Origin of the sequence: Streptomyces sp. NPDC059256, from assembly GCF_042753785.1 — a bacterium.
Classification (GTDB): domain Bacteria; phylum Actinomycetota; class Actinomycetes; order Streptomycetales; family Streptomycetaceae; genus Streptomyces.
This window is the reverse complement of sequence record NZ_JBHYZO010000002.1, coordinates 627,163-643,761: the sequence shown is the minus strand read 5'-3', so window position 1 is coordinate 643,761 and position 16,599 is coordinate 627,163. Positions and strand designations below refer to the sequence as shown.

The 16,599-nt window shown below is 66.3% G+C and carries 16 protein-coding genes; 13 read left to right on the top strand and 3 right to left on the bottom strand.

Annotated features, from left to right (window positions below):
- Nucleotides 1-277 precede the first annotated feature (277 nt).
- Genes ACFXJL_RS07295 through ACFXJL_RS07270 form a run of 6 tightly spaced genes read left to right on the top strand, consistent with a single transcriptional unit; the run spans nt 278 to nt 6,181 of the window.
- The gene (locus ACFXJL_RS07295; protein ID WP_384690058.1) at nt 278-946 is read left to right on the top strand and encodes a class I SAM-dependent methyltransferase; all 669 of its coding nucleotides are present in this window, start codon (nt 278-280) and stop codon (nt 944-946) included.
- Nucleotides 943-2,304, top strand: coding sequence for a N,N-dimethylformamidase beta subunit family domain-containing protein (locus tag ACFXJL_RS07290; protein WP_384690055.1), 1,362 nt, complete (start codon nt 943-945; stop codon nt 2,302-2,304). The genes ACFXJL_RS07295 and ACFXJL_RS07290 overlap by 4 nt, the downstream gene beginning before the upstream one ends.
- Nucleotides 2,274-3,416, top strand: coding sequence for a glycosyltransferase family protein (locus tag ACFXJL_RS07285; protein WP_384690052.1), 1,143 nt, complete (start codon nt 2,274-2,276; stop codon nt 3,414-3,416). Before ACFXJL_RS07290 ends, ACFXJL_RS07285 begins: the two co-directional genes overlap by 31 nt.
- Nucleotides 3,417-3,421: 5 nt before the next feature.
- A complete protein-coding gene (locus ACFXJL_RS07280) occupies nt 3,422-4,939 on the top strand; it encodes a hypothetical protein (protein ID WP_384690049.1) in 1,518 nt (505 codons plus the stop codon).
- Nucleotides 4,940-4,965: 26 nt separating this feature from the next.
- Nucleotides 4,966-5,520, top strand: a complete 555-nt coding sequence (locus ACFXJL_RS07275; RefSeq protein ID WP_384690046.1) for an FkbM family methyltransferase — start codon at nt 4,966-4,968, stop codon at nt 5,518-5,520.
- Between the two features lie 22 nt (nt 5,521-5,542).
- Nucleotides 5,543-6,181 (top strand): histidine phosphatase family protein, encoded by a 639-nt coding sequence (locus ACFXJL_RS07270; RefSeq protein WP_384690043.1) that lies wholly within the window; start codon nt 5,543-5,545, stop codon nt 6,179-6,181.
- A gap of 32 nt (nt 6,182-6,213) precedes the next feature.
- Here ACFXJL_RS07270 and metG read toward each other — a convergent pair whose 3' ends face one another.
- Nucleotides 6,214-7,938: a methionine--tRNA ligase gene (metG, locus tag ACFXJL_RS07265; protein WP_384690040.1), complete on the bottom strand. Its 1,725-nt coding sequence runs from the start codon at nt 7,936-7,938 to the stop codon at nt 6,214-6,216.
- A gap of 337 nt (nt 7,939-8,275) precedes the next feature.
- Between metG and ACFXJL_RS07260 the strand changes: the two genes are divergently transcribed.
- The 4 genes from ACFXJL_RS07260 to ACFXJL_RS07245 all read left to right on the top strand — a co-directional run bounded on the left by ACFXJL_RS07260 (nt 8,276) and on the right by ACFXJL_RS07245 (nt 12,427).
- Nucleotides 8,276-9,571, top strand: a complete 1,296-nt coding sequence (locus ACFXJL_RS07260) for a nucleotide sugar dehydrogenase (protein ID WP_384690037.1) — start codon at nt 8,276-8,278, stop codon at nt 9,569-9,571.
- Nucleotides 9,572-9,583: 12 nt separating this feature from the next.
- Entirely contained in the window at nt 9,584-10,534 is a 951-nt protein-coding gene (locus tag ACFXJL_RS07255) for an NAD-dependent epimerase/dehydratase family protein (protein ID WP_384690034.1), read from the top strand.
- 1,175 nt (nt 10,535-11,709) lie between these two features.
- Entirely contained in the window at nt 11,710-11,979 is a 270-nt protein-coding gene (locus ACFXJL_RS07250; RefSeq protein ID WP_358933030.1) for a type II toxin-antitoxin system prevent-host-death family antitoxin, read from the top strand.
- Nucleotides 11,969-12,427 carry a type II toxin-antitoxin system VapC family toxin gene (locus tag ACFXJL_RS07245; protein ID WP_384690031.1) on the top strand — a complete coding sequence of 153 codons (459 nt, stop codon included), beginning with the start codon at nt 11,969-11,971 and terminating at the stop codon, nt 12,425-12,427. The genes ACFXJL_RS07250 and ACFXJL_RS07245 overlap by 11 nt, the downstream gene beginning before the upstream one ends.
- Nucleotides 12,428-12,508: 81 nt before the next feature.
- Here ACFXJL_RS07245 and ACFXJL_RS07240 read toward each other — a convergent pair whose 3' ends face one another.
- Both ACFXJL_RS07240 and ACFXJL_RS07235 read right to left on the bottom strand, forming a co-directional pair.
- On the bottom strand, nt 12,509-12,727 hold the full coding sequence (locus tag ACFXJL_RS07240) for a DUF6243 family protein (protein WP_358876741.1): 219 nt from the start codon (nt 12,725-12,727) through the stop codon (nt 12,509-12,511).
- Nucleotides 12,728-12,961: 234 nt separating this feature from the next.
- Nucleotides 12,962-13,882, bottom strand: a complete 921-nt coding sequence (locus ACFXJL_RS07235) for a trypsin-like serine peptidase (RefSeq protein WP_384690028.1) — start codon at nt 13,880-13,882, stop codon at nt 12,962-12,964.
- A gap of 214 nt (nt 13,883-14,096) precedes the next feature.
- Between ACFXJL_RS07235 and ACFXJL_RS07230 the strand changes: the two genes are divergently transcribed.
- The 3 genes from ACFXJL_RS07230 to ACFXJL_RS07220 all read left to right on the top strand — a co-directional run bounded on the left by ACFXJL_RS07230 (nt 14,097) and on the right by ACFXJL_RS07220 (nt 16,436).
- Nucleotides 14,097-15,047, top strand: coding sequence for an RNase A-like domain-containing protein (locus tag ACFXJL_RS07230; RefSeq protein WP_384690025.1), 951 nt, complete (start codon nt 14,097-14,099; stop codon nt 15,045-15,047).
- A 19-nt stretch (nt 15,048-15,066) separates the two neighbouring features.
- Nucleotides 15,067-15,636 (top strand): hypothetical protein, encoded by a 570-nt coding sequence (locus tag ACFXJL_RS07225; protein WP_384636735.1) that lies wholly within the window; start codon nt 15,067-15,069, stop codon nt 15,634-15,636.
- Nucleotides 15,637-15,779: 143 nt separating this feature from the next.
- On the top strand, nt 15,780-16,436 hold the full coding sequence (locus ACFXJL_RS07220; protein ID WP_384690022.1) for a contact-dependent growth inhibition system immunity protein: 657 nt from the start codon (nt 15,780-15,782) through the stop codon (nt 16,434-16,436).
- The last annotated feature ends 163 nt before the right edge of the window (nt 16,437-16,599 follow it).

Below are 16,599 nucleotides of genomic sequence, written 5' to 3'. Positions count from 1 at the left end.
GGCTCCTTCGACCGACACCAACGACGGTAACAGCGTAGGGCGGTCTGACCAGCGGCGTAATGCCTTCGCTGCGACAGGAGTTCAGCACGTGTTCAGCACATGAGGTGCCCCGGCAAGCCCGATCCGAGGACTTCGCGACCGCCCATGTCGGCGATGGCGCTGCCACGCGAGTGCGGCACGACGGCAGCCCGCTGTCCGACATGCCACGGCAGTCTCCTCACCACGGAGCACGACTGCTCCGAATGGTTGCGGAAAGGGTGGTCACAGAGTGACCGGGATGACAGAGCGGCATGGCAACACCGGTGAGTGGTCTGAGGATCAGATCGCGTACTACCGAGCGCGGGCCCCCGAGTACGACACCGCCTACAGCGAACGCATGCACATGCCCCGCCTCGCGAACGCCTTGGACGGGCTGCCGATCCAAGGCGACGTACTGGAGCTGGCGTGCGGGACGGGCCAGTGGACCCGGCTGATCTCCGACCGTGCTCGTAGCCTGACCGCGCTGGACGCCGCGCCGGAAATGCTCTCCGTGGCACATGAGCGGATGCACGGGACACCGACTCGTTTCATCGAGGCGGACATATTCGGCTGGGAGCCGGATCGCCGGTACGACACTGTCTTCTTCGCCTTCTGGCTGAGCCATGTACCGCCTCTGGAGATGGAAGCCTTCTGGAATCTGCTGAGGTGGACGCTGGCACCAGGTGGACGCGTGGTGTTCCTCGACGACACACCCGCAAAGACGGAGATCGAGGAGGTCGTCGGCGAGGCCCGGGTGCCCACGGTGCGCCGCAAACTCGCCGACGGGTCCCACCACCTGGCAGTGAAGGTGCTGCGGGACTCCGCCGACCTCACTTCGCAACTGCGAGACCTGGAATGGGCAGCCCGGATCCAGCCGGTGGACCGCTTCCACATCGCTGGTGTCGCCCGCCCCTGGCCGAGCGAATGACGGACATCTTTGGCTACCCGGCCCGGTCGAGTGTCCGCGCCGGCGAAGTGCTCCGGCTGCACATCGCCACATCGGCCCCGCGTTGCCGCGTGGATTTCTACCGCTGGGGTGCGGTGCCTCTCCACGCGGGGCACGTCGAGTGGCCCGGCCGCGTCGCGGAGCCGGGCACGTTCGAGGCGGACTGGCGGTGGCCCGCCTACGAGTTCCCCGTACCCCCCGAGTGGAGATCCGGGGTCTACATCGCGACGCTCAACACGGAATCGTCATCGGGCCTACCGCCGATGGACTCCCGTGGGGCTCGGATCCTTTTCGTCGTCACACCGTCCGCTCCCTCCGGCCGCAGGGTCCTCTTCAAGATTCCGACCTTCACGTACCACGCCTACAACACAGCGGGGGGAGGCAGTCTCTACAGCGCCGCCGGCGTCAGCATGCTCCGGCCCGGAGGCGGTGTCGGAGGCCCTGTCAAGGGCCTGCCCGACCCGTACGACACCACCTCCCCGCGACAGACGTTCGCCCACTGGGACGCCCCCTTCATCAGGTGGATGGAGGAGAACCGGATCGAGAGCGACTACTGCACCGACCTGGACCTTCACGAAGGCCGACACCTTCATGACGGATATCGCCTCTTGGTCGCCGCCGGTCACGACGAGTACTGGAGCGCCGGAATACGCCGAAACGTCACCATGTTCCGGGACGGCGGGGGCAATATCGCCAACTTCGGTGCCAATACCTGTTGGTGGCGAGTGCACATGACCCCGGACGGATCCGGTCTGTACTGCGACAAGTTCCCACCCGGAGCCCCCGCCGGAGCGGATCCTGACAGCTCGCACGGTTGCCCGGATCACTGGTGGGAGTCGGAGCCCGAGAACGCCCTCCTCGGCGTGAGCTACCGCAACGGCGGTGGCCACTGGGACGGGCCGCGTACCCCCCTCGGGTTCACCGTCACAGACGCGGACCACTGGCTCTTCTCCGGCACGGGCCTGCGGACGGGCGACATCATCGGCCGCGAAGGCGCGCTGGTCGGCTACGAATGCGACGGAGCGGCGTACGAACTTGACGCGTCCGGCCGACCGCGGCCCACCGGCCGGGACGGGACACCGGAGGACTTCGAGATCCTCGGCATCGCCCCGCTGCCCTCAAGCTGGAACTTCGCCGCTCGGGAGGCGGTGGGCAGCCCCCGGGCCGCGACGCTCGGCGCCTATACGGCGAACGGCACCGTCTTCACCGCTGCCACGACCGACTGGGCCCGTCTGCTGGCCACCGATCCGCAGGTGGCGGCCATCACCGGCAACGTCCTCACTCATCTCTCCCGACCGAAGGGATCATCTTGTCCGGAGACATACGTCAGCTCAGTGTGATCATCGGTGTCAACGGCATCGGTATGGGGCATTCCGTCAGGCAGAGCGTGATCGCCCAGTACCTCCGCGACCGCGGGCACTCGGTACGCATCGTCACCAACGGTGCCGCCCGCGTGGAGTACTTCCGGGACCTCGGCTTCCCCGCGTGGGACGGGTGGATGCCGACACTGCTCGCCCGCGCTGATCGCATACACGCGAGTGATGCCGTCCGCGCGAACATCTGGCAGGCCCCCATTGGCCTCGCCAAGCACATGCGACTACGCCGGATCGTCCGCGAGACGGGTGTCCCCGACGCGTTCATCACCGACTACGAGCCCAACACTCCCCGGCTGGCCTACCACTTCGACAGGCCGCTGATCTCCGTTGACCAGCAGAGCAAGTACCGGCACCTCGACCTGCCAGGTGTCGGCACCTACGCCCGGACGGCCGATGAGCAGCGCCTCCGCCACTTCGCGCCTCGCGTCGACCGGTCCTTCATCTGCTCGTACGTCCCGCTGGAAGCAAAGGACAGAAAGGTGGAGTTCATCGCCCCGGTCATCCCCGACTCGGTGCGCTCCACACCCGTCACCACCGAGCCCGTCGCCACGGCCTACTTCTCGCGCTACTTCGACCACGGACCCGAGAACTCCGTCCGAGACCTGATCGCCGTCTTCCGCCAGTACGTTCCGGACCGCGCCCTGCGGATCTACGTACAGCCGGCGGAGGCCGAAAGGTTGCGCCAGTACGCCGAGGGCAAGATCGAGATCTGCTTCTTCGACCGTGCGGCGTTCATCAGAGACATGGCGCGGTCCGAGGGCGTCTTCTCCAACGCCGGTTTCAACCTCATCAGCGAAGCCTTCGCCCTCGGCAAGCCGGTCCATCTGGTCCCTCTGCCCACGTACGACCAGCACTGGTGCGCCAAGGTCGTTCATGAGGCGAAACTGGGCACATCAGCGCCCCGCGTAGACGGCGGAGCGGTGCTCGACTTTCTCAACCAGAGCCGTGAGCTCCGCTCGAACGTCGTACGCCACCGAAGCGAACACCTCGTGGTCGATCCACGGGAGCGGATCGCCTCCTACCTGGAGGGTCTGCCCCTAGTACGTTCACCGATCCTCGCGTCATCCACGGGGTAGGCGCCATGGGGACGCCGACACTCGACGCTTATCTGCACACCGCCGTGACCGTGACCGCTGTAGCGGTCTGCTACCGATTCGTGGTCTCGCCCGCAATACGGAGCATCGCACGCCGGTCTGCCGCGGTGATCCTCATCATGGGCATCCCGCCCGCCGTACTGCCCACCTTCCTTCCGTCGCCCGAGCCGGGGCCGATCCGATGGTTCGCCATGTTCGTGATCGCGCTGCTCACCTGGCAGGGCGCGACAAGCGACTACGACGTGACCGAGCCCATCGGGCCGCAGCGCCGGGAAAAGCAACTCCTCCTGGTGCTTGGTGCCGCCGCTTGCTTCTGGCCCCCCACCCTCCTCGCCTGGATGGGGGTGTACTGCGGCAGGCTCCGGGGCTGGAAGCACCACGCGATGATGCCGTTGCGGCTGCTCAAGGCATACCTCGCCTGGTTTCTCGTGACGGCGTTCTTCGAGGCTCCGGGTTCCGCCGCCGCACTGGTTCTCGTGCTCGGCTGTGTCTCGCTCTCCCACTACGTGAAGCCGGCGTGGAGCAAAGCCCGGCTCGGGCCGCGCCCCTGGTCATGGGCTTGGCACAACCACACGCACTACCTCATGGCTTCGGCATACGCCTGGGGCTGGGCGCGCTTCCTGAGCCCCGAGACCATGTCCCGCGTGTTGCGCCGCGCACGCGGCCTGGACCGCCCGGTCAACGTCCTCACCATGACGACGGAGGCAGTCGGGCTGATCGCGTTCCTCGATCACCGTCTTCTGATCGCGGCCCTCGTGGCAACGGCCCTCTTCAATACTGCCGTCGTCCTCGCTTCCGGCATCCTCTTCTGGGAGAACATCGGCACCAATATCGCCCTCGCGATCACGGTGGGACTACTCCCCGACGCTGCATACGACACAGCCTTCGGCTGGCCGGCCGCGCTGCTGGCATTCATAGTGCTCCTGCTCAGCACCGGCGACCTGCTGTGGCAACCCTGGCACCTGGGGTGGTGGGACTCCCCCTTCACCGCCCGTATCCACTGGCAGGTGGAAACCACGTCCGGTACACGGATGGGTCTCTACAACGACTTCATGTGCCCGTACGAGCGCGAGTTCGGCCGCGTCATGGGCTACTTCCTCACCAGCGAACCCATCCTCCACGACCACCTCGGCATCATCTGGGACCGGAAACTCCGCGACCTCATCCTCCAGGCGGACGGAGACCAGGAGAGGCTGGGCCGGCTCAAAGAGACCTACGGCCGCGTGCGGAAGGACGAACAGCAGGCGAAGGCGCACATCGCCTTCCTGACCACCATGTTCAGCCGCCTCAACCATGGTGCGCAAAAAGGCCCCTTGCCCCGGTCATTGCGCCGGTTCAAAGCCCCCGGCGGCCAGCTCTACCAGTGGGGTGACCTTCCTCCCTACCGGGGCGACGAACCCGTCCGTCGCATCACCATCCGGTACGAGGAACGCTGCTACCGCCCGTCGACCGGCGACTTCGTCCGGCTCGCCAACCACGTCGTACACGAGATCGACCTCCTCTGACACGGACCCGACCGCAGGAGTACCTCATGCGCAAGATCTTCATTGACTGTGGGACAAACCTCGGAGTCGTGCTGAACCGCTTCATGCACGAGCTTCCCGATCATGACTTCTACGCCTTCGAGCCGAACCCGGAGCTGCTCCCTTCCATCCGCTGGTACGTCGAACAGGTCCATCACCCCACCCGTGTCGAGATCTCCCAGAGCGCGGTGTGGACCCATGACGGAACGATCGACCTCTTCCTCGGCCACCATGAGAGCTCCACCGTCATGCCCGGCAAACGCGTGCCGCCCGTGTACGACCAGCAGATCGACTACAGCGCACCGATACCGGTGCCCGCCATCGACTTCAGCGCCTGGCTGCGGCGGACCATCCGTCCCGACGATCACGTAGTCGTGAAGATGGACATCGAAGGCGCCGAGTACCCCGTACTGGCCAAGCTGCTCGACGACGGGACGATCAACCTCATGTCGGTCCTCTACATCGAGTGGCACCACGACCGGTTCCCCGCCATGAGCCGTGCCGAGCACGACCAGGTCGCCGCAGCGGTCTCCGTTCATGTCGACATCCGTGACTGGGACTGACCGGAGAAAGGGACGCCACGCCATGCACACCAAGCACATCTACCTGATCAAGCACGGCGAGACCGAGGAGAACCTGCGGGGCATCCACCAGGGCCAGGCAGTCGGCGGCAGGCTCAGCAAGCGGGGCAGAGACGACATCCGCACAGTCGGCAGCGCCCTCGCCGCAGCCGGGATCAGCGCGGACCAGATGCTCGTCAGCCCGATGTCCCGCTGCCGTGAGTCGGTCACGCTGCTGGCCGCGGCGCTCAGTCCATCCGACGTACGCGTGGACAAGCGCTTGGCAGCCAAGAACAGCGGCTACCTCGGCGGCCGGCCCAGGGAACTCGCCGCAGATGAAGCGGCACGGTACGGCACGCCCATCCACCAACTCCGCACTCCAGGAGGTGAGTCATCGGAGGACGTACAGGCCCGCTATGTGAATCTGTGGAACGAGGTCCTCACCGGACCACACCGTACGGCCGTCCTCGTCGGACACGGTGGGGGCATCGCCTGTCTGCTGCTGTGGCTGACGGGGAAGGGCTTCGAGCACTACCTCCAGCACGTACCCGGCTCAGCCAGTGTCACCTGGATCGAGGCAGACGACGTGGCTCCCCGCATTCGGCTGAGGAACGTCCCGCCAGCTGATCTGGCCGACCGCCTCGACTCCCGTACCGCCCGATGACAGCGCGGACGGTACGGGCTCGGAAGACACGGTCAGGCGTCCGAAGCACCGCCGAATCGTGCGCGGTAGGACTCCAGGTCTTCTTCCGTGATCTTCGCGAAAAGCACCGCCGGTACGGTGAACACAATCCCGGCCGGTACGGCACCCAGGGACTTGGCCTGCTCGGCGGTCACCCAGGTCGCGGTGTCCCCTTCCAGCGCGAAGGCACCCCGCATAGCGGCGGCCGTGGCCGGAATGAACGGCTCCGAGACGACCGCGTAGAGATGGATCAGGTTCATCGCGGTGCGGAGCGTCAGCGCGGCACCGTCCGGATCGGTCTTGATCTCCAGCCAGGGAGCCTTCTCCTCCAGGTAGGAGTTGCCCGCGGACCACAGGGCCCGCAGCGCTGCGGCGGCCTTGCGGAACTGGAGCGCTTCCATCTGCTCCTCGTACTCGGCGAGCAGCCGTGCGATCTCCTCGCCCAGCTTCGCCTCCGCCTCCCCAGCGGCATGACCGGTCGGGACCTCATCGCCGAACCGCTTCCGGGAGAAAGACAGCACACGGTTGACGAAGTTGCCGAGAGTGTCGGCAAGGTCCTTGTTGACCGTGGTGGTGAAGTGCTCCCAGGTGAAGGACGAGTCATCGGACTCGGGAGCGTTGGCGATCAGGAAGTAGCGCCAATAGTCGCCCGGGAGGGTTTCCAGTGCCGCGTCCGTGAAGACGCCGCGCTTCTGAGAGGTGGAGAACTTTCCGCCGTAGTACGTCAGCCAGTTGAAGCCCTTGACGACATCGACCTTCTTCCACGGCTCACGCACACCCAGCTCGGTCGCCGGGAACATCACGGTGTGGAAGGGGACGTTGTCCTTCGCCATGAACTGCGAGTAGTGGACGGTTTCATCGGCTTGGTACCACCACGACTTCCAGTCGCGTGTCTCGCCGTCCGGGGCGGCGTCCGACCACTCCTTCGTCGCCGCGATGTACTCGATCGGCGCGTCGAACCAGACGTAGAAGACCTTGCCCTCGGCCGCGAGGTCCGGCCAGGTGTCGGCGGGGACGGGGATGCCCCAGTCGAGGTCGCGAGTGATCGCGCGGTCGTGCAGGCCCTCGGTCAGCCACTTGCGGGCAATGGAGGTGGACAGCTGCGGCCACTGCGCGCTGACGGAGTCGATCCACTCCTCGACCTCCTGCTGGAGCTTGGACTGCAGCAGGAACAGGTGCTTGGTCTCGCGGACCTCCAGGTCCGTGGAGTCGCTGATCGCCGAGCGCGGGTTGACGAGATCGGTCGGGTCGAGGACGCGGGTGCAGTTCTCGCACTGATCGCCGCGGGCTTTGTCATAGCCGCAGTGCGGACAGGTGCCCACGACGTACCGGTCCGGCAAAAAGCGACCGTCGGCAGGCGAGTACACCTGCCGGATGGCGCGCTCCTCGATGAAGCCGTTCTCGTGCAGCTTGCGTGCGAAGTGCTGGGTGATCTCGGCGTTCTGCTGCGAGGAACTCCGGCCGAAGTAATCGAAGGCCAGCTCAAAGCCGTCGTACACGGCCTTTTGCGCAACGTGGGCCTGCGCACAGAACTCCGCGACGGAGAGTCCGGCCTCCTTCGCGGCCAGCTCGGCCGGCGTGCCGTGCTCGTCGGTGGCACAGATGTAGAGGACGTCGTGACCGCGCTGGCGGAGGTACCGGGAGTAGACATCCGCCGGAAGCATCGACCCGACCATGTTGCCCAGGTGCTTGATCCCGTTGATGTAGGGAAGCGCGCTGGTGATCAGGTGTCGAGCCATCCTCGGATGCTCCATTTCGTACGTACGGCACCGGTGACAGTGCCGCGGTGGGCCCAAGTCGGGAAGCTGCAGCCAGCGCGATCACCTGGATCGCCCACCACCGTCACGCATGGTGACGATTCGAGTCTGCAAGTCCACGCCATCGTATCGAACCGGGGCTCGCGCCATCCCACGGGTTTTCCGGCCAACCCGGGCAGGGAGAAAGACGCTCGGCCGTTCGAGACAGGCGGCCAAGCGAGTCCCGAACGGCCGAGGCGCTCCCCATCTTAGAGCCGCCGGCCCCCCACAGGTCCGCCCGCCGCATGCATCCGCGCGCTCACTCAACGAGGTTGAAAGCATGATCGAGAAGCATGGAGCCAAACGGCTCCGCGTCGTCGTCGTGGGACAGGGGTATGTCGGGCTGCCTCTCGCGGTGAGGGCCGCTGAGGTCGGGCACCAGGTCATCGGCTTCGACGTGGACTCGCAGCGAGTCAAACGGCTCCTGCTCGGAGAGTCCTATGTCGAGGACATCAGCGACGCGCGTCTAGCGCCGCTCCTCACCGCCGGCGCCTATCGGCCCACTGTCGATCCGTCCGACTGCGAGGGATTCGACATAGCGGTCGTCGCGGTGCCCACGCCGCTCCGCGACGGGGCTCCCGACCTTTCGCATGTCGAGGACTCGGCTCTGCTGCTCGGCCACCACCTCACGCGCGGGGCGACCGTTGTCCTGGAGTCGACCACATACCCCGGCACCACGGAGGAGGTCTTCGGCCCTCTCCTCGAACGCACCTCCGGTCTGACCGCCGGCTCCGACTTCCACCTGGGCTACAGCCCTGAACGCATCGACCCTGGCAACCACACATGGCGGCTGGAGAACACCCCAAAGATCATCTCTGGAGTGGACGAGGCATCCAAGGAGACGATCCGCCGCTTCTATGCCTCCCTTGTCGACAAGATCGTCCCGGTAGCCTGCTGTAAGGAAGCGGAACTGGCGAAACTGCTGGAGAACACCTTCCGGCACGTGAACATCGCGCTCGCCAACGAGCTGGCGATCTTCGCCCATGAGTTGGGCATCGACGTCTGGGCGGCCATCGACGCGGCCTCCACCAAGCCGTTCGGCTTCATGCGCTTCGCGCCGGGACCTGGAGTCGGAGGCCACTGCCTCCCCGTAGACCCCTCCTACCTGTCCTGGCGGGTCCAGCGAACCGTGGGGCGCAATTTCCGCTTCGTCGAGCTGGCGAACGACGTCAATAACCACATGCCCGACTATGTGGTCCGGAGACTGGCTGATGGGCTCAACCAGCGCAAGAAACCCCTCAACGGTTCCCGGGTGCTGCTACTCGGCCTCGCGTACAAGGCCAACACCGGTGACGCGCGGGAGACTCCGGCCGCACGGATCGCGGAGTTGCTCATCGGCATGGGTGCGGAGGTCCAAGCCGCCGACCCCCACGTCAGCAACGACGCCCACCCTCGCGCCGACGGTCTGGCGAGCCTCAAGCGGGTCGACATCACTCCCGCCGGCCTCGCCGCAACCGACGCCGTCATCCTCCTGGCCGACCACGACGCCTTCGACTATCCGCTGATCGCCGCGCACGCCCCCTACATCCTCGACTGCCGCCGTCGGCTCTCCGGCGCGCATGTCGACACTCTCTGAAGGGAGAGCCACATGAAGATCGTGATCACCGGTGGTGCCGGGTTCATCGGTAGCAACCTCGCCCGGGCCCTCGTCGAGCAGCCCAAGATCACCCAAATCCAGGTGATCGACAACCTGTCCACCGGCTCCAAAGAGAACGTCGCCGGTCTCGGCATCGACTTCTTCGAGGGCGACATCCAGGACGCCGACCTCTTGGATCAGGTGTTTCGCGGCGCGGACGCCGTCGCCCACCTGGCCGCGCTACCCTCCGTGCCGCGTTCAATACGAGACCCCCTGGCGAGCCACCAGGCCAACGCGACCGGCACCCTCCAAGTCCTCGAAGCCGCACGCCGCACGGGCGGCCTGCACGTGATCGCCGCTTCTTCGTCCTCCGTCTATGGTGCGAATCCGCGTCTGCCAAAGCACGAAGACCTCGCCACGGTCCCGATGAGCCCGTACGCGGTGACCAAGCTCGCCACGGAGGCGTATCTGGGGGCCTACCACCACAGCTTCGATCTGCCCGTGCTGCCCTTCCGCTTCTTCAACGTCTACGGGCCCGGCCAGCGCGCTGACCACGCCTACGCGGCGGTCATCCCAAAGTGGATCAGCGCCGCATTCGCCGACCGCCCCGTGACCGTGCATGGCGACGGCACCCAGACGCGCGACTTCACCTACGTGGGCACCGTCTGCCGCGTTCTGACTGAGGCCCTCCTCCACCGAATCGTCGAGCCCCGCCCTGTAAACCTGGCCTTCGGGACCCGCGTAGCCCTGCTGGACCTGATCCCGGAGATCGAGACCGCGACGGGCCGCGTCGTCCACCGGGAGCACGTGCCCGCTCGCATCGGCGATGTCGCGCATTCCCAGGCAGACAGCAGCTGTCTGAGGGCGCTCTTCCCGGAAGTGGCGCCGGTAACGCTGGAGGACGGAGTCTCCGCGACGGTGGACTGGCTTCGTACCTCGGTCATGAATGTGGCTCCGAGCTGAACTCGCCGAGAGGGTGAACCCGGATATGGCGATTGCTATCGGGCTGTAGTTCCGTCTCCGTCCAGTCCCGGTCTCGGCCAACCATGCCTGGACATCGGCGAACAACCCTGCACACCACTCCGCCACCGACCTCACTGGGAGTGGCCCGACAAGCAGACCTGGCGCAACCGGCTCCGCCGATGGGCATACCTCGAGGCGTACCGCTTCGATCGGACCGCCGCCCCTCCGAGACCCTGGGTCGACCGGCCCGCAGGGCACTATGAGCGGACGGGTTGGCGCATCCGAGCAACACACTTCGGATCCGACCTGGCGTCCGAGGTCGAGTACCCGGTCTGTGATCTGTGCAAAATCGCCTGGGTGGAATCGCCTCACTCCTCTGAGGGCTACAGGCGCTACGGCCTAGCGTCAGCCGCTCACCGGTCTCTACGCCGCGCCTACCCTGGAGTCCCGTGGCACACGAGGGGTGGGCGCTTTCGCGAGTCCGTGCCCTTCTGGGATTCCGCTGGCGGCAACGTTCCCGGGGGCTATACCTAGCGGGAAGGATGCCTTCACGTGGAACCGCGGCGAACGCATTGAGCGTGAGTACGATCTCACCGCCAGGTCGCAGAAGGAGCCTCTGATGAAGCTCTCAGCGTCGCGGACCGCACCACGAGCGCACCAGGTCGGGCCGAGAACAGCGGGCAGCCACGGTGAAGAAAGCCGGGCCCATCAAGGGCAGTGGCCAGCTATCCGCCCAGGTCAGCAACCCAACCGGCCCGGCAATGCTCGTGATTCCCAAGCTCAGAGCACGAGTTCGACTCTCGTCACCCGCTCCACGAAGAAGGCCCAGGTCAGAGACCGGGGCCTTTCTTGTTCTCTGGACCACACTAGGCACCGCGTGCCCGTCCGTGCCAAACAGCCGATCGCGGCCCTTCTGGCAAGCAGTCTCCAGCTGGTGCAACCGGCGGACGACCGTCGACGCCCAAGCAGTCCGCATCTCATCCGTTCGATTCTCGTCACTCACTTCCCGCGAAGCTTCAGCCTCCGCTCCCGAGACCCTGTCGTTGCTTGAAACCCTCAGCGCGGCGGTGCATGGCCGCCGCAGCACAGCGCCACCGCAGCCACTCGCACCCCGCTTCTCTCCCCTGCGTGCCATGATGTAGCACTAGGTAGCACATGAGGCTATCGTCTAAGCCATGGCAGCTCAGCACGAGATCACTCAGCGCGATCTGCGCAGTCGGTCGAAAGAGATCATGGACGCCGTTCAGAGCGGACAGTCCTTCACCGTCACCCGGGATGGCCACCAGATCGGTGAACTGATCCCCCTCCGGCGACGCCGGCGGTTCGTCCCCCGCGGCGAGTTCGCGGCAATGTCCCGCACAGCGCCCGGCATCTCCCTCGATGCTTTCCGGACCGATCAGAGTGCCACCGCCGAGCAGGAGACGGACGATCCCTATGCCCGCTGAGCACCAGCAGGGACTGCTCGACACCAACATCATGATCTTGCGCAAGTGGGTGGACCCCGAAGAACTGCCCGCCGAAGTGGCGATCAGCGCCATCACCCTGGCAGAACTCTCCGCAGGTCCCCACGAAGTGCGTCGGAACGAAGAGCAAGACGACTACGACGAGCACGCCGAACGTGCACGCCGAATGGACGTCCTCCAGCGTGCCGAGAACGAATTCGACCCCATCCCGTTCGACGCCGAAGCCGCCCGTATCTACGGCAGGGTGTGCGCGGCCGTCATCGGAGCCGGCCGCAAGCCCCGGCGTCGAGTAGCCGACCTGATGATCGCGGCAATCGCGATCGCCGAAGAACTGCCTCTCTTCACCACAAACCCCGACGACTTCCAAGGACTTGAAGAACTGCTCACCGTCGTCCCCGTCCATCGGCCGGCCGTGCTCCACGACCGATAGGCAGCATCAAGGCTGTCCGCACCTGTTCCGGAGTCGCTGACATTCCGGACAGTCTGATGGCCCGCGCTGTGCCGCCCTGCGTCAGCTCTGAGTCGTGTCGTCGTCGCCCGTCTGCGCGGTGTCCTCAGCTGCGCCTGCCTTCTCTCGCATCTTGCGCACCAGCTCAGCCTTCTGGTCGGCGGCACCCTGGCGGTCGAGGTTCCGGTGCGGACCGTTGTTCTGCCGTTCGGCGCGGGACAGCTTCCTGCGCTGTCCCCCGCCCATGCCCACGGGGTTGTTGATGTTCTTGCTCACGGTCACGGGTTCCTCCGGTTGTGGTGTGAAGTGATCTACGGATTCATCGGTGGGGGACGGGCGCGACGCGTCGAAGGGCGTCAGCAGGGGCCGTCACGCGCTCACTCGTAAATCGGCGTCTGGAAGAACATGACAACGACGTTACCCGGTTCCGTCGGCCCCGCACACCAGTGCTCTCGCCGCCCAGGGATCGGCCGGGGGCCTGCCACCTGGAGTCCGGTCGGGAGAACCGGCTGCGGCTCAGGCGCGCTGGGCCCGGTCGTACACCTTCTTGGCGGTGGCGCCCAAGATCTCTCCGTACATCTTGGTCGGTGTGAAGGAGTCCATCGTGCTGTTGACCGAGACCAGGGTGCCCTTGCCCGTGGTGGTGTTGAAGTTGGCGAGCCACGGGCCGCCGCTGGCTCCTCCGGTCATGTCGCAGGGGATGAACTGTGCGCCGTGTTCCTTCTTGGCGGTTCCGACACAGCGCAGGAGCTCTTCGCCCCGCTGCGGGCGGGTGGCGGGGTAGCCGAGGGCCGAGATGGTGCCGCCGACGGTGCGGTTGAAGGCGATGGCCTGGCTGCCCACGACGTCGGTGAGCTTGCGGCCCTTCTTGTCGGCGTCGACGACCAGCGCCGACATGTCGTTCACCGAGTCGTTCTCCCAGGTGCGCGGTGTGACGGCACTGCGGACCGCGAAGGCGCCGTACGGCATCTTGCCCTTGTGGTAGCCGGGGACGAACACCATGTCCATGTTGGTGTTGTACGGGGAGGAGCCCCGGCGTACGCAGTGGGCCGCGGTCATCACGGCGGACTTGTTGGCGCTCTTCACTGCGGTGGCCGTGCACCAGGTGTCGTCACCGTTGGCGTTGACGAAGAAGAGCCGCCCCACGGTCTTCAGGGTGGCGCCCCGATAGGGCTTCGTCTTCGGGCCGGTGGGGCCGAGGTCAACGGACTTCCCGACGGCCTTGATACGGGCCGGGGTCCAGTAGGCGAGGGCCGCCTTGCGCTCCTTGGCGGTGTACGAGAGGACGGAGACCGGGTCGGCCGCGGCGGCAGGGGCCTTGGGAGCCGCGGCCGTGGCCGGGAGGGGGGCGGCGAGGGCGAGGACCGTGCCGGCCACGGCGAGTCCCATGGCCCGACCACGAAGGCGACGGATCGGGGAAGTTGAGGTCTCGGGCACGGTGGGTGTCTCCTCGGCTGGTGCAGTCGGCGGACGGCTGTCCGTTCGCACTGCAGGAGCGAGGAAGCCGCCGAGCTGGTTGTCCCTGTCGATGTCCTGTGACACGCGTGTGCGGATACGCGAACACACGACCTGCGACCCAACACCGCGGAGGTCGGCCCCGGTGGCGATCTCGGGCCCTGCCGTCCTTCAAGGCGACGAAGCTTCAGGTTACTTGGACACGGCCGACAAGATCGCCACCATCCTGTGCGAGTACGCGGAAGCCGCCGTCGACCTGAACCGCGATGTCGCGGACGAGCTCCAACGCGCCATGTGGAAGGCCGCCAAGGAGATCCTCGCGGACCTGGCCAAGCCCAAGGATGTCAAGAGCCTCCTCGGTGCCGTCACGTCCGTCATCGGCAAGGGTGCGGGCTTGATCCTGTCGTTCGACTTCAAGATTGTGCTCAACATCGACACGGCCAAGCTGAATCGGAGCGTCGACACGTACATCGGCATCCTGGGAGGTCTGACCACCCGGATGGACGCCCTGAAGGGACCGCTGGACGAGGCGTTCATGAGCGCGCCCAAGTTCGAGGCCGGCGTCGCGCGGGCCCATGGATTCGGCGCCCGTGCACTGGAGGAGTTCAAACACGAGCAGCGGTGGACCGAAGCGGGCTCCAACCGCAGCCACACCTTCGACCTCGCGGGCAACGAGTACCTGGGTGGCAGCCACACCTTGGACAAGCACGTCGGCAAGACCGATGAGCAGCTCGCACAGCGCCTGCGCGACCAGGCAGATGACAACAACAACTGGCCGGAGCAGCGCAAGCCCTCCATCGGCGGCTCGTCTTCCTTCACGGACATGGCCGACGGGCAGCGACTGACGGAACACAATCTGCGGGCCAAACAGGCCGAGATCGACGCATGGCTGGCAACGAATCCTCCGGAGGGAAAGACACAGTCGTTCACGAGTCCGGCTCCCGACGGGGAGGTCAGCGGCCGGTACGTGTCCAAGCAGCCCACTCCCGGCCCGGACGGATCGGGCAACACCATCCCGGGGACCGGGTACAAGGACCACGGGCTCAACGCGAAGGCGATCGACGTCAACAACGTGAAAACGATCCTGAAGTACGATTCCGGGCTCGATCCGCCCTACATCATCTACACATCCATGCCCGCCCCGTGACCGTCCCACCGGAAGCAGAATGAACCCCGTCGACAGCACTGCCTGGAACGCCGCTGTGGCGCGGCTCCTCGATGATGTGTACACCTTTGCGATGACCGGGCCCCGACTGCACGATGACTGGGGACGGGACGTGCTGGCCGTCATGGACCGGTCGGTGACCGACCCCCGGGGCTGGCAGACACTGGAGTGGCAGATCGACAAGGAGGGGCGTGAGAACGTCCGTCCTTCCTATCCGTTCCTGCCGCTCACTGCCGAGCAGGTACACGCCTGGACGTATCCCGTCACGTCCGATGCCGCCGCTGTACTGCTCGCCTCTCTGACCCAGGAGTGGTTCTTCGAGGGGCGCCCCGTAAGGACGCGCACGGACCGGAACGAGGTGCTGGCCGACGCCCGGACGGTGCTCGGCCGGTTCGGTGGCGACGCCGTCTTCCGTACCTCCTCCGATCTGGCCCGTGGCTCCACCTCACCGGACTTCCTCGCCGATGAACTCGCCGGTGGCCGAGCCTTCACCGACCACATGATGGATCTCGGACTGATCGCCGTGAGCGCGGACGAGGTCGGGGTCTTCTGGTCGTTCAACGCAAACTGAATGCTCGACGCGAATGAGTACACGCCCGTGGGCGGAACGAACCGTTCTGGGTGCGCGGGTGGTGCTGCGGCGCGAGCCATCGAGCCCCCATGGCTTCGTCGTTCACACGACCATTCCGTTCTATCTGTAGGGGTCGCACGCACATGTCCATGAAGCCCCTCGAACACGATCGGCGCTACGGCGAGCTGGACCAGGTGATGCGCGCGTACCTGGGGCAGCCGGCCGATGACACCCCGGAGCGGCGCAGCAACGCGTTGGACGCGTATCTCCGCCACACCTGGCACGCCCGCCCTGCGGCCATCGCGGAGGCGGAGTGCCAGTTGCGCGAGTACAGCCGCAACCCTCCGGGCCGCATCCGGCACGGCCTGGGCGAGTTCTACGCGATCCCGGACATCGGTATGCCCCAGTCCGAGATCGGTGGGTGGCTGATGGTGCTGGCCGACCATCTGAAGAGGAGCATCGAGGCGGGCGACGTCCCGGACCCGTCGTCCCCCCAGACGCACTGGGAGTGGCGTGCGCGCTTCCCGGAGACCGCGCAACTGCTCGGCGGCTGGTTCTCCCAGGACATCGTCGACGAGTTCCCCGGCCACGACGCCGCAGTCGACGACTACGCCGCGACCACTCATCCCCAGTTGGTCGCGCGCCTCGTAGGTGAGCTCCATGAGCTGCTAGCACTCCCCTTGGACGAGGGGGACTACGCACTGGCAGCCGCCGAACTCGGCATGGAGGTCGGTCCGCCCGAGCCGTTCTCCTACGGCGCCTGGTTCCAGTCCCTGGCGACGACGCTGTCCGCCCACTGATCCGGTCACCCTGGCCGTCCGGCCCGGGTGCTCGAAGCGCCGGTTCAGCAGCTGAGATGCGGTCGGGACGACATCGGGCGTCCCGTGGCAGATCGCCGGTCGTCGGAGGCCGATCACGCCGGTTGGTGCCTTCCCCACCGGCCGTCCGAGCGATCCCCGCAGT